Annotated in this window: 18 protein-coding genes; 8 read left to right on the top strand and 10 right to left on the bottom strand. The window is 23.1% G+C overall.

Translation table 4 applies throughout. The features are described 5' to 3' along the window. Positions 1-7: 7 nt before the first annotated feature. The 8 genes from ACFEL4_RS00550 to ACFEL4_RS00515 all read left to right on the top strand — a co-directional run bounded on the left by ACFEL4_RS00550 (position 8) and on the right by ACFEL4_RS00515 (position 3028). Positions 8-232 (top strand): hypothetical protein, encoded by a 225-nt coding sequence (locus tag ACFEL4_RS00550; RefSeq protein ID WP_375317661.1) that lies wholly within the window; start codon positions 8-10, stop codon positions 230-232. Next, entirely contained in the window at positions 210-1049 is an 840-nt protein-coding gene (locus ACFEL4_RS00545) for a recombinase RecT (protein ID WP_375317214.1), read from the top strand. Before ACFEL4_RS00550 ends, ACFEL4_RS00545 begins: the two co-directional genes overlap by 23 nt. Positions 1050-1121: 72 nt before the next feature. Then, a complete protein-coding gene (locus ACFEL4_RS00540; protein WP_375317660.1) occupies positions 1122-1652 on the top strand; it encodes a hypothetical protein in 531 nt (176 codons plus the stop codon). After that, on the top strand, positions 1652-1870 hold the full coding sequence (locus ACFEL4_RS00535; protein ID WP_375317216.1) for a hypothetical protein: 219 nt from the start codon (positions 1652-1654) through the stop codon (positions 1868-1870). The genes ACFEL4_RS00540 and ACFEL4_RS00535 overlap by 1 nt, the downstream gene beginning before the upstream one ends. Before the next feature lie 19 nt (positions 1871-1889). After that, positions 1890-2051, top strand: coding sequence for a hypothetical protein (locus tag ACFEL4_RS00530; protein ID WP_375317217.1), 162 nt, complete (start codon positions 1890-1892; stop codon positions 2049-2051). Between the two features lie 11 nt (positions 2052-2062). Further along, complete coding sequence (locus ACFEL4_RS00525) at positions 2063-2269, top strand: hypothetical protein (protein WP_375316818.1); 207 nt, start codon at positions 2063-2065, stop codon at positions 2267-2269. A 3-nt stretch (positions 2270-2272) separates the two neighbouring features. Further along, entirely contained in the window at positions 2273-2500 is a 228-nt protein-coding gene (locus ACFEL4_RS00520) for a hypothetical protein (protein ID WP_375317659.1), read from the top strand. Between the two features lie 300 nt (positions 2501-2800). Next, positions 2801-3028, top strand: a complete 228-nt coding sequence (locus ACFEL4_RS00515) for a hypothetical protein (protein ID WP_375317658.1) — start codon at positions 2801-2803, stop codon at positions 3026-3028. Between the two features lie 238 nt (positions 3029-3266). Here ACFEL4_RS00515 and ACFEL4_RS00510 read toward each other — a convergent pair whose 3' ends face one another. The 10 genes from ACFEL4_RS00510 to ACFEL4_RS00465 all read right to left on the bottom strand — a co-directional run bounded on the left by ACFEL4_RS00510 (position 3267) and on the right by ACFEL4_RS00465 (position 13704). Beyond that, complete coding sequence (locus tag ACFEL4_RS00510; protein WP_375317657.1) at positions 3267-3434, bottom strand: hypothetical protein; 168 nt, start codon at positions 3432-3434, stop codon at positions 3267-3269. A 43-nt stretch (positions 3435-3477) separates the two neighbouring features. Next, on the bottom strand, positions 3478-4911 hold the full coding sequence (locus ACFEL4_RS00505) for a hypothetical protein (protein ID WP_375317656.1): 1434 nt from the start codon (positions 4909-4911) through the stop codon (positions 3478-3480). A gap of 156 nt (positions 4912-5067) precedes the next feature. After that, on the bottom strand, positions 5068-6792 hold the full coding sequence (locus ACFEL4_RS00500; protein ID WP_375317655.1) for an IS1595 family transposase: 1725 nt from the start codon (positions 6790-6792) through the stop codon (positions 5068-5070). A 340-nt stretch (positions 6793-7132) separates the two neighbouring features. Next, positions 7133-7372 carry a hypothetical protein gene (locus ACFEL4_RS00495; protein WP_375317654.1) on the bottom strand — a complete coding sequence of 80 codons (240 nt, stop codon included), beginning with the start codon at positions 7370-7372 and terminating at the stop codon, positions 7133-7135. Then, positions 7326-8681: a hypothetical protein gene (locus tag ACFEL4_RS00490; RefSeq protein WP_375317653.1), complete on the bottom strand. Its 1356-nt coding sequence runs from the start codon at positions 8679-8681 to the stop codon at positions 7326-7328. The genes ACFEL4_RS00495 and ACFEL4_RS00490 overlap by 47 nt, the downstream gene beginning before the upstream one ends. 111 nt (positions 8682-8792) lie before the next feature. Then, on the bottom strand, positions 8793-9614 hold the full coding sequence (locus tag ACFEL4_RS00485) for an IS1595 family transposase (protein ID WP_375317652.1): 822 nt from the start codon (positions 9612-9614) through the stop codon (positions 8793-8795). Beyond that, positions 9554-11104: a hypothetical protein gene (locus ACFEL4_RS00480; RefSeq protein ID WP_375317651.1), complete on the bottom strand. Its 1551-nt coding sequence runs from the start codon at positions 11102-11104 to the stop codon at positions 9554-9556. The genes ACFEL4_RS00485 and ACFEL4_RS00480 overlap by 61 nt, the downstream gene beginning before the upstream one ends. Positions 11105-11108: 4 nt before the next feature. Next, positions 11109-11786 (bottom strand): hypothetical protein, encoded by a 678-nt coding sequence (locus ACFEL4_RS00475; RefSeq protein WP_375317650.1) that lies wholly within the window; start codon positions 11784-11786, stop codon positions 11109-11111. Positions 11787-12937: 1151 nt separating this feature from the next. Then, a complete protein-coding gene (locus ACFEL4_RS00470; protein WP_375317649.1) occupies positions 12938-13321 on the bottom strand; it encodes a hypothetical protein in 384 nt (127 codons plus the stop codon). 41 nt (positions 13322-13362) lie between these two features. Continuing rightward, the gene (locus tag ACFEL4_RS00465; protein WP_375317224.1) at positions 13363-13704 is read right to left on the bottom strand and encodes a hypothetical protein; all 342 of its coding nucleotides are present in this window, start codon (positions 13702-13704) and stop codon (positions 13363-13365) included.

The following is a 13704-nucleotide window of genomic DNA, read 5'->3' as shown; positions in this document are numbered from 1 at the left end:
ATCAAATATGTATAAAGAAAATAAAGAAAAATCAATATTACAATTAATTGCTTATTATTGAATATTAAAAAATAATGGTTTTAATTTATCAAATATACATTATATTTATTGAATTCAAAAAGATAAAGTAGAAAAAATATTAGTAGAAATAACAGATGAATTATTACATGAATGAGAAATGGCAATTGCCCTTTGAAAGGAAGATAAATATGGCAAATGAATTAATAATTAAAAATATTAATAATGGTAATGTAGAAAAATATATTAAAAATAAAGGAATTATTAATAATTTAGAAATACAAAAATTTAAAAGTAATGTATTAGCAATTTCAAATCAATATGGTTTAGATAAAGCACATCCAGAAACTATTATTAATAGTTGTTATCAAGCAGTATTATTAAATTTACCATTAGACAAAAACTTTGGTTATTGTTATGTTGTACCTTATTGAGATAATAAAGAAAAAATTAATAATGCTCAATTTCAAATGGGTTATAAAGGTTATATTCAATTATCATTACGTAGTCAACAATATAAAGAAATTAATGTAAGTGATGTTAGATTAACAGAAATTGAAAAAGTAGATAGACTTAAAGGAATTGAATTTAATTGAATACAAAATGATTTAGAAAGATTAAAACAACCTATTATTGGTTATGTAGCATATTTTCAATTAATAAATGGTTTTGAAAAAACTTTATATATGTCAAAAGAACAAATAGAAAAACATTTTTTAAAATATTCTAAAACTTATGCTAAAAATAAAGAATTTATTGTTAGTGATTTTGATAGTATGGCATTAAAAACTGTATTAACTCAATTATTAAGAAAATGAGGAATTATGAGTACTGAAATGCAAATAGCATATGAAAGTGACCAAGCAATTATTACTGAAACTGAAAAAATATATATTGATAATCCAAATAATGATAATAAAGAAATTAAATTAAAAGAAATTGAAGAAACAAAAGAAGAAATAAATATTAATTATGAACAAATACAAAATAATATAAATAATTTAGATAAGTTGGTATTTAGTAATGAATAAATACTTATTATCAGTAGACCCAAGTATGAAAAATACTGGGTTTACATTATGAGAAAAAAATATAAGTAAAGATTGAAAAAAAATCAAGATAATACACCATATGAATATTGAAAACCAATATTAATAGAAAGTTATAGTTTTAATAAGAAAAGTGAAGTTAATTCTTTTATTACAAATAATTTTAATGATTTAATTAATGATTTTATTTTTTCAATGTTAACTGTTAAAAAAAATACTTTTTTACAACAAAGTGATATTGATAATATACTGAGTAAATTAACTTTAATTATTGAACGTGGTATATTTAATCCAAAAATGGGTCGTGGTAAAGAAACTTTAGACCATTTAAGAGGTTTTATTGCTGGACAATTTAATAAATTATTAACTAAAGATATGTTAATTAGTAGTAGTGAATGAAAAAGTTGATATAGATTCAATTTTAATATTGACGATAATTTTTTAATTAAATGAACTAAAGAAATATCAATTAAATTAGCAAAACAAATAATTAAAGAACAATGTTGAAATATAACAATATCAAATCATGATGAAGCAGAAAGTTTATTAATTGGTTGATATTATATAAATAAGGAGAATAAATAATGAAATGTATTAATTGTAAATTATGTAAAAAACATAATATTATTGAAGATGATAAACCAGAATTAGATTATATGACTGTTGCACGATATTTATATAATAATGTTGAAAATTGTAATAATATGAAATTACAAAAACTTATGTTTTTTGCTTATATTGAATATTATAAAAAATATAAAAAAGAATTATTTAAAGATGATTTTGAAGCATGAGTTTATTAAAAATTAAGGAGAATAAATAATGAAAGATTTAAAAAAAGTAACAAGATTTGAATTAATAAATAAATATGAAAGACAAATTGTAATTTATAGTAAAGAACATAAAAATGGTAATAAAAATATTAATAAAATTGAATATGATTTACAAGATAATGAACAAACATTAAAAGTAGTTATTAGTTAGGAAGTGAAATAATGCAAAAACCAAAACAAGAAAAAGTATTATTAAAATGTATTGTTAAAGATTGTAATAAAAAAGTATTAATTAAATTACAATCTACAGATTTAGAAAATACTTCTATTCAATTTTTTAAAATGTGTAAAAAACATCAATTAGATTTTAATAATAAAGTAAAAGAAATAAAAGAATATTATGATAATAAAATTAAAATTAAGGAGTAAAAAATGAAAACTAAAGAAAAAATTGTAAATATTAATAATATTACAAAATATAAAAATGATATTGAAAATTTATATAATGATGGAATTAAAATTATAAATAATTTACAAAATAATAATTATATAAATAAAATTGATTATGAAATTATGAGTACTATTTTAAGGATGTTTAAAACTCAAGAAGATTTAATTTGTAATATTTCCATAAAACATAATAAAAAAGAACATAAATAATTAAATTATACATATTTAATAAATATTTATGATATAAAAGTAATATAAACTTAATAATAGTTTTTAACTCATTATTTTAATAAAAAAATAAATGAGTTTTTTTAATTTAGATAAGGAGAAAAACATGGAAAAAAAATGAGCATTTTAAAATCCGAAATATCACGATTAGAAAGTCAATTACTGCATTTAATAAATTAATTAGATAGTGTAAACCAAGAAATTAATAGATATGAATGTGAAATAAAAAATATTGAAAATTGAGAACGTAAATTCTACTATTATGCTACTCATGCGATTAGTATGAGTTCAGAGAAATCAATAGTAGATGATATTCATAGACCAGATGAAATACGAGCAAAAGAAATAGAGAACACTAATAAACAATATGAAAAACTGAAAATAAAATCTGATATTGATGATTTGAAAATAAAAATTATAATCAAAAAATGTGAATTATCAAGGTTAGAATATGATTATAAAAATAAAAATTCATTAAACAAATATAAATCACGTTCACCACAAATGTAAACATAAAAAAAGTTACCAATAAGGTAACTTTTTAATTAGGTGCCAACCTAATGAGACAATGAATTTAACACTTACATAAGTAAGTGTTTTTATTATATATTACTTTTATAGATTTTAAAATAAATTTTGGAAAATAAAAAGTTATCATTTCTGATAACTTTTAACCTTAAATTAATCTATTGTCTAATCTAATAGATTACTTAAATTATACATTAATATTTAAGATTGTGGGGGAATATTAGTTTCAAACAGTAAATGAAGCAACTAAAAGAGCAATAACTACCAACAAAACTACTACGGAAACTATAGAAATAGTAATTAAGAAAAATGTATTATTATAAATTTTATCAATAAATTTATCTTTTTTTATTTCATGAATTTTAACATTATTTTTTTCTGTATTCATAATTTACTCCTTTGTTAATTAACTTAATAATATAATATCATAATTATCTTACATTTAGTATTATTTTATATATTTTTACTTTAACATTATTAATGTATAATTTAGCATATGCTTTATCATCAGCTCCTATTTTTTCTTGAATGTATCACATATCTTCAATTTTTCCTAATGTTGCTTGCAAATAAAAGTTTCATTTTAAATTATTATTATAAATACAAAATCCTAAAAATTTATTATTTTCATAGTTTTGATTTCATCCTCCAACATTTCCATTATCATTTATAGAAAATTTATAACTATTTAAATTATAATTAGTATTTGTAATTCCATAAGCAGAAGATATACCGGTTTCATTTTTTAATTGTATTGGGTCGCCTTGAAAATTATAACCTCAACCATTACTAGATAAATCATTACGTGGTGGATTATCTTGGAATATTAAATCTTTTAAATCTATTTCTTGAAATACATCATGTTTTTTTGGGTTGGCAAAGTTTTCTATAATAGAAAATTTAGTAAAATAACTATCTAAAATAGTAGGTATTGAGTTATCATGTATTTCTTCTTTTGTCCCAATATCATAATCAAAATATATAGTTATGCTTTTATAATATCTTTGTAAATCATTAAAAGTATTAATTAATAACGTTGGGTCTAATAATGATTTTAAATTAACTTCATAGTTAACTAATTTATTTGGATTAACATTTCCTCAGTTATTAGTATTATCCTTTACTGGTATTGAACTTGTATCTGTTAAAGGAATATTATTTGCTGTCATATCTATTTTTAAATCTGGATTAATAATTATTGATTTTGCTATATTTTGTGGACTTGGTGGTAATATTTCTGCTGGATAACTAAATGTAGTTTCTTCAGTTTCTTTATATTCATCATGATTTAATTTATATAAAGTAGTTCAATTAAAAGCATTACTAGTTAATGCTCCTTTATTTTTATATCTAAATTGTGCAACTGAAAGTTCATTATAATCACCTTGATAAGTAAATGGATTATCACTATAAAAGGTATGTCTTTCTTCTCCTTGATGTAATGATTGAGTTACAATTGTATCAATAATATAAGCATAATTAGAACCGTCAGATACACCATTAGCAGTTGGATTTCATTGACAATCTGTATCTTCATTAGTAAATGGACTTGCTATATCTAAAAACTCTGTATCTTCTGCTAAAATATAAAATTTATTATTTTTCTTTTGTGATAAATCAACTGTACTTATTTGTTCTTTTGTAGTTAATTTATGACCTGTTGTAGGGTCTCATGGATATACTGATATTCTATCACTTAATTTCATAGTCATAGCAGTTGTAGAAACATTTGCACCTAATAATTTACCAATAGCAAAATCATTTTCATTAGCAAAAGCATTTAATGGAATTAAACCACCATTACCAATAATATTTTCTAAATTATTTGTAAAAAATGCAGACATAAAACCATTAAAATATAACATTTTTTTATATTGTTTAACATTTTGAGTAATAACTCAACTACTTCAAATACCTAAAGTTAAAGTATTTAATAATGGCTTTTCTCCCTTTATGTACTATTTTTAATTTTATCACATAAATGCTGAGAAAAGCCTATCTACGGACTTCTCCCCACATTTTTAAATTAAACATAGCATTACAGTTTCAAAACTAGGTATGTTATTGAATTTATATGCAGCTTCTTTGGCATATAAATGAATATGATGTTTTGCAACTTTGATATGTGTTTTAAATGTTCTTCGTATATGTTTTCATACTGACTCAATTTGATTGGTATTTACACCAGTTTTTGAAACATAGCCATCTTGATGGTTAACTGTTTCATGCTTAGTGAAAACCGATTTCAAATCGCGATATCCTTTTCAAGAATCAGTATGTACATCACACTTTGAAGAAATGTGGTTTATTGCAAACTGCAAAAGATTTTTACTGTTTGCGTTTTTCAATACTTTCACAATCAGATTGTTGGTTGTTTTTTCATAAATACCAACAATCAAGGTTTTGTTCAACAAGGATCTTCCTTGTTTTTTAAAACCCATATGTGAAAGATACATTTCATCCATTTGCACTATGCCCTCAACAATGAATTGAGGTTCTTGTTTAGCAATGGCACTTCGGATTTTATGACCCATTCTTCAAGCTGTTTTCAAGGTCACTCCCAATTCTTTTGCAACATCAGTTGATGGAATTCCATGTTTGGTGTTTATTCATCTAAAGATGAGATAAAACCAAGATATTAAAGGTGTTTGTGACTTTGAAAATATAGTGCCCGTGAGAATACTGAATGTTTGATGACATTTCAAACATCTCATTTTTCTTAAATTAGAAGTATTCAAATTAAAACTAGAACACCTAATACATTTGCTTTGTTTCAAACTTGCTATATATGCAAGACATTGTTTTTCAGTTTGAAAAGTATTATTGAACTCATTCAATTTCATTGTTTCCTCCACAAGTACATGTGGGGAGAAGTCAGTTAATAATTTACCAATTAAAGGTATATCACTTAAAGCAAATGGTAATCATTGAGTACTATCATAAGGCATTTGTATTAATGGAGAAAATACTACACTATTAAAATTTAAGATAGCAGACATATATTTTTGAGATATTTTAGAATAATCTACAGTTGGTGAACCAATAATTAAATTAGTATCTGAGTCTTTATATTTAAAATTACTACTCATATCAACATTATAATTACCAGAGATATTATTAATATTTCATTCACTATCTCAAAAGAATTTAGCTTCTCCAATTGCTGTACCATTACTTAATCTTGCTTTATCTTTATCAAAAGAAAGCATACCTTTAAAATCTTTTGTTACAAATAAATTATCTTGAAAATTTAATGAAGTTTTTAATCATTCTGTAAAATTTTTAAAATTAGTAAATCCAGTAGGTTTAGCATCCATTAAATTATAAAATGTTGTTTCTGGATGACTATTAGTAGTTATTTTATCATTTATACCAGCTAATAAACCACCAATATTTTTAACTGATGTACTTGAATGGTCATTATTACCAGCAATAAATAATCTTCTTGAAGCAAATACTTTTTGTTCAAATATTTCTTTATTATCAATTTGATTAGGTGCTTGACCTTGTATTATAGGTCTACCATAATAATAACAACTAGATAATAATTCTAATCCATAAGATTGTCTATGACTATATCTAACTCCAATATCACGCATTAAAGTACGATTTAAAGTTACTTCTCCTTCTTGAATAGTAGGGAAAGCATAACCACTACCTGGACTTGCATATTGTACATAATCAAGCGTATTTTGACCACTTGCTACTGCTCTATCATTAACTGAACTAAAAGTTAATACTTGCATACTAAATTCACCATTATAAGGACTATAATAATTAGTTACATTTGAAATATATAATAATTGTCTATCTTGATTTTTACCTGTATTACCACCAATATTTTCATTTTTATCATTAAATACACAAAAAAATTGTAAATAATCATCTACTGTACTTTTTTTTCAAACATAACTAATGTATATTGTCTTGTAGTAGAAATTGTTTTAAATAAACTATTATTAGGTAAACCACCAAAATCTACACCACTAGTATCATCAATTAAATAAGCATTTCAATAATCACCAATTTTATATTGTTTAGTATAATATTGATTTTGACCTGTTGTTTTATGTGTTACTGGGTCAGTTATACCTTTATTTTTTGATATATATTAGTACTTTTTTTTCAAATACATACAACTGGAGTATTACCAGAAAGTATTAATTCATATTGACCAAAATCACTAATTTTACTATTAATAGGTTTATAACCAGTTTCAGTTAAAGGTATTGCTCCATTATTAATTATAAATGGAAATATTTTTCAATGACTTAAACGTTTAATTATTGCTTGTTGTCTCTTTAGATGTAGATGTGCGTGTTTCATTAATTGAATTCGTTGATGATTGCTCATTTTCATTATCTCCTAATTCTTTATTTAATTTTTTATTTTCTGTAATAATAGTTTCTAATTTATTTTCAGCCATAAGTTGGTCAATATTATCATATTCACCAATGGCTTCAGTTACTGTCATTGTGCCATTATTTAATCTTGAATTAATAATTTGGTCTTGTATAATTTGGTCAGTCATTGCTATAGGTATAAATTTAAATGAATAAGGTCTTTCACCAATACCATTTCATAAATTTTCACTAATAAGAAGTAAATCAAATATACGATAAAAATAAGAACTATAAAATGCTATTTTAATTTCTGTTGTTTCCATATCAAATTTATTATTAAACATACTTTGTGTTTTATTTGTATAAACATCATTACCATGTTCATCATAATCATATCCAGCACCATTAAATATTGCTTTAGCAGTACCATTATAATCTAATCAATATTCACTAAATTTAGGGTCACCTTGAATAATTTGCATACCACCATTACCATTTTTATCATAACCTGCACTACCAACATTAACTATCATATCTTTTTTAGGATTTTCAATAATATTACCATTTTCTTGCATTTCTTTTGCTGTTTCATTAGGTAATGAAGCAAATAAAGTAGTAACATTTAATTCTCTTTCTAATCTTTTTTGTCTAATAACACGATTTAAATCATATATTAAATCTCATACTGCTGTACAATCTGGATATGCATTTAAAGTAGTTGCATTACCATATAAATTAATAATTGGTAAATTAGTTATTTCAAAAATAGGTATATAATTAAATGGATTTTTAATTTCATAAGTTTTTAATGGTGTTATATTTGGTTTTAATTTTGTTCTTGTAGAACCTAAAATAATATCTTTATTATTATCTTTATATGTTTCATATTTAACTTTTCCATTTTGTATTGTTACTCAAGTTAAAGTAGCACTATCTGCTTGTTCATTAATAAAATAAAATTCTGCTAATTGTTCTTGTTCATTATATTTAGCAACTCTACCACAAAAACTATTAGGTAATATTTTAAGTGATTTACTATTATCTTCATTAATTATAATCATAATAAATACTTTACCCATTAGTGAATTTTGTAAACCAAATTTATAAAATTTTTCTAATCATTTATCTTTTAAATTCATATCATTAAGATAATCTAATATTTCTTTTTTACTTGAATTAAATAAAAAACCTTTACCTAATCATAATTTAGTTGATTTTTGAGCAATAATCATTGGTATATCAATATATCATTTTGATTTATCACAACTTAAATATTCCATTGTATTTATCATATTAATCACCACCAAAATTATTTTTATGGCTTTTCTCCCTTTATGTACTATTTTTAAATTTTATCACATAAATGCTGAGAAAAGCCTATCTACGGACTTCTCCCCACATTTTTAAATTAAACATAGCATTACAGTTTCAAAACTAGGTATGTTATTGAATTTATATGCAGCTTCTTTTGCATATAAATGAATATGATGTTTTGCAACTTTGATATGTGTTTTAAATGTTCTTCGTATATGTTTTCATACTGACTCAATTTGGTTGGTATTTACACCAGTTTTTGAAACATAGCCATCTTGATGGTTAACTGTTTCATGCTTAGTGAAAACCGATTTCAAATCGCGATATCCTTTTCAAGAATCAGTATGTACATCACACTTTGAAGAAATGTGGTTTATTGCAAACTGCAAAAGATTTTTACTGTTTGCGTTTTTCAATACTTTCACAATCAGATTGTTGGTTGTTTTTTCATAAATACCAACAATCAAGGTTTTGTTCAACAAGGATCTTCCTTGTTTTTTAAAACCCATATGTGAAAGATACATTTCATCCATTTGCACTATGCCATCAACAATGAATTGAGGTTCTTGTTTAGCAATGGCACTTCGGATTTTATGACCCATTCTTCAAGCTGTTTTCAAGGTCACTCCCAATTCTTTTGCAACATCAGTTGATGGAATTCCATGTTTGGTGTTTATTCATCTAAAGATGAGATAAAACCAAGATATTAAAGGTGTTTGTGACTTTGAAAATATAGTGCCCGTGAGAATACTGAATGTTTGATGACATTTCAAACATCTCATTTTTCTTAAATTAGAAGTATTCAAATTAAAACTAGAACACCTAATACATTTGCTTTGTTTCAAACTTGCTATATATGCAAGACATTGTTTTTCAGTTTGAAAAGTATTATTGAACTCATTCAATTTCATTGTTTCCTCCACAAGTACATGTGGGGAGAAGTCCGATTTTTATTAATTAATAATTTATTATTAATACCATTAATTAATCATTTCATTTCATGCATTAAAGCATACATATCACTATCTCAAGTATCATCATGTAAATCTAACATTTGCGGAGTATTATTAGCATTATCTATTTTTACTTTAGATAATCATTGCATTAAATTATATTGTCTTTTAGTTTCTGGACATCTTTCTCAATTAAAACTAATAATATTTTTAAGCATACAAATTGTTGTAAAATCAATTCTATCATTTAAATATAAAGTTGATTTATCTACTGCTATAAATTTTAATCATGTTATATTACGTTTTTTAACTCAACTTTTTAAAACATCAATAAATACTAATCCACCATTACCATAATCAACATAACAAGTAAAACCAAATAACATTGCTATATAACGTTTACTTTCATTTATATAATAATTAATAATATCATTTGCTAATGTATCAGTATCTTTATATTGCATTGTTACATTACTATGATAAAATTCACTTTCTTTATGTGCTCTTCTACCATTATCATTTTCACCAATAAATCATAAACTAGCACTTGTAGGATGACCACTTGGACTTGTTGCCATACCTATATCTAAACCACCAGTTAATCTTTGTACTTGAAAATCTAATTTAGTACCAACTTTATCAAGATATCTTGCAAATATAGCACCAGTAAGAATACTTGGTACACCATAATATCAAGATTGTGCTTTAATTGGATCTAATACTTTTAATTCTTCTAAATCATTAATCATATCTAATGTAAGATTATGAGCATTTACTTTTCAATTACTATAATGAAATAATTTAAAAATATTATTATCAAATATTGATTTAATTTGTTCATTTTTTTCTTTCATTATTTCTAAATTAAAAGGTACAATTTTATTCATATATTCAATATAATATTGATAAATATTATCTGGATTACAACTTTTTATTTTTATTCTTTTTTTAGCATTACCTAATGCAAATGTTATTGCTTGAAATTCTTGCTGAGTAAATTCATTTGCTTCTTCACATCATTCAATTGCTAAATCAAAACCTTTTATTTCACTACGAGAAAGCCCTTTTAAAGGTATTCTATCATTTGAATTACTATATACACCCATTACTCTTATAAATGATTTAGAGCCTTTAAAACGAAAGTCTGCTTGCTTATTAGGGTATTTTAAAGTAAAATCTTTATAATCATTTAAACATATTGTTATTAAAGCATTATATATTTCTTTTACTAAATCATTAATATCTTTATTTAATTTTCTAAAACAATATATAGCAATTGATTTATTAACTTTAATTGAAATAGCTATTAATATTGCTAATTCTTCTGCAATACTATATGTTTTACTACTATATCGTGAACCACTAAGATTATATTCACTATGAGTAAAATCACTTTTATTTAATAATCAATAACTAATTTCATTAAGATAAGTAAATTCTTTATTCATAATATTATTCCTGTAATTCTTCTAATTTTAAAATATTACCTTTATATACACTAGTTGCAGTAACTATTCTAATTATATTATCCATAACTTCTAATCTTAATAATTCAATTTTTAAACCTGAATTTAGATTTCAATTTCTTACACAACTATCTAATATATATACACAATCATATTTATTTGATAATAATTTATTAAATTCTTTACTTATAGAATAAGCAATAGGTTGCGTATCTCCATCCCATATATAAGTAACTCTATATTTTTTCCCGGAAAAAAATTTATAATTAATTTGGTTTTTTGTTATCCTTGTTCCTACTTCTTTTCATTGTGGAACACTTGGGTTAGGAGGATTTGGTGTTGGATTATCTTTTAATTCAATATCTCAACAATTGTCTTCTATTTCATTAGTTTCTAAACTTTTTGAATTAATTTTAATTGGTTTATCTATATTAATTATACTTGGTGAAGTAATATCTAATGTATTACTAGTGATTTTATAAGTATTTTCTTTTAATTCTTCTTCTAATGAATATATTTTACCTTCATCATCATTAAATCTATCCATTGCAATAGCATTTGAAATAACTACTAAATCAACATAAGATTCAGTAATTCTTTTACCACTAATTCCTTTAAAAAAACTAGCTAATACAGCACCTTCACCTTGTCATAAAAATTGCATATATATAATTGGACTTTTTTCTACATTTTTTCAACAATAACCAACTCTATATAAAGTATTTACTTTAAAATCATAATTAATTTTAATGTTACTTTCTTTTGTACCAATATTTTTTCATTTAATAACATTTAAAGATTTTATTCTTTCATCAACATATTTTTTATTTGGAATATCTAAATCATCAGTTATAACTGGATTATTTCTATAAATTAAAGTTTTACCACCAACATTAGTTTTAATAATATCATTAACTAATCTTGTTGTATTATCTTTATCATTTTTATTATTAAATATTCTATTTTCATCAACTGAACTACCACCAGTAGCACTAATAACATTATCTTTAATAGTTATATTAGTACCAGCTGTTAATTTATCTTGTTTTAAAACTAAAACACCTTGTACATTAGTTACTTCAGTCTTAATTTGACTAATATGTAAATCTTGTGTATCATTACATTTTTAACTTCATTAATAGCACCAGTAATAGTTTTATCTGTTGTTATTAATGCATTATCAGTTTTATCTTGTTTTTTATCTAATAGTTCATTAGTTTCTTCTTTTTTATAATAATCAGTTAAATCAGTTTTACCACCAGTAGCACTAATTTTATTATCTTTATCAATAGTTATATTAGTACCAGCAATTAACTTATTTTGTAATTTATCATCTGCATATTTTTTAGGAATTAAAGTTCCATTTAAATAACTTGAGTAATCTTCTGTAAAAGGATCAAAATTTTTATAAGCAACTCATTTATATATAAAATTAGGTACTAAAGTATGTTTTAAAATTTCAATAGCATTTTTTCTATCATCAAGGTCATCAAAATAAATTACTTTATCACTAACATCACTATTAACTATATGAGTTTCTTTATCATATTTAATATCAATAGTTTCTTTTGGACTTTTAAATTCAGGTACTGTAGTAGATGTATTAATACCTCTAGTATCAATATTAATAACCGGTCTTGATCTATTTTGTGGATGAGTAATAGTGATTTTAGTTCTAGTATCTGATGATTCTAAATTAGTATAAGGAATATATTCATTTAAAGGACTATCTTCACCACAATTTGAAATAAATTTATTAAAATAATTATTTTTTTGTGGTTCTATTCCTTTTAAATCAAAACCTTTAATATTTGGTTATTCTTTAATTTTTCTTAAATAATTAAATACTTCTGGTGGGATAAAATAAGGGTCATCTGGATTAGTTTCACTATAAGTTAATCCACCTTGACTAATTGAACCTTGACCACGTAAATAATCTACATCTTTAGTTAATAAAAATCTAACATAATTAGTAGTTGCTGTTTGAATATTATCTGTAAAATCTGTTGGTGTTATTTCTGGTCATTTTTTACTAATAGTAAAACCACTTAAATAATCAATATTACTACTAGCTACAGATATTGCAAATCAAATTTCATTATCTGGAGTAGTAACTTTATCAAATAATAATTCATTAAAATATTTAGAATTTTTAAATTCTTCAACTGTTATAAATAAAATTGGGTCTTTAATAGCCATAATTTACTCCTTAATGTAAAAATAAAGGGTATTTAAACCCTTTAAATTTTAATTTTAGTTACTTTTTTCTTATCTTTATTTGTTAATTCTTGACGTTTTGCTTTTTGAGCAATAATAAAATCTTCAAAATCTTTTTCATCAACATCAAAAGCATCTAATTTTTGTGCAATAGGAGTTTCTGTTAATTGTAATTTATCATTTAATTGTTTAGTATTTAAAATAATATATTCAATTAATTTATTAATTTTAAGTTCTTTTGCAACTATATCTTGTTTATTTTTTTTAATTTTTTTTGAAATAATAGATAATAAAAAAGTAATAATAACCCCACTAGTAACTGCTCCTCCTATAATTCCACTTAATAAATATACTGTTAAATTCAT

The organism is Spiroplasma endosymbiont of Virgichneumon dumeticola, from assembly GCF_964264745.1.
Lineage (GTDB): Bacteria > Bacillota_I > Bacilli_A > Mycoplasmatales > VBWQ01 > Spiroplasma_E.
The sequence above is the reverse complement of the archived record's forward strand: the minus strand, read 5'-3'. Positions and strand labels throughout refer to the sequence as shown.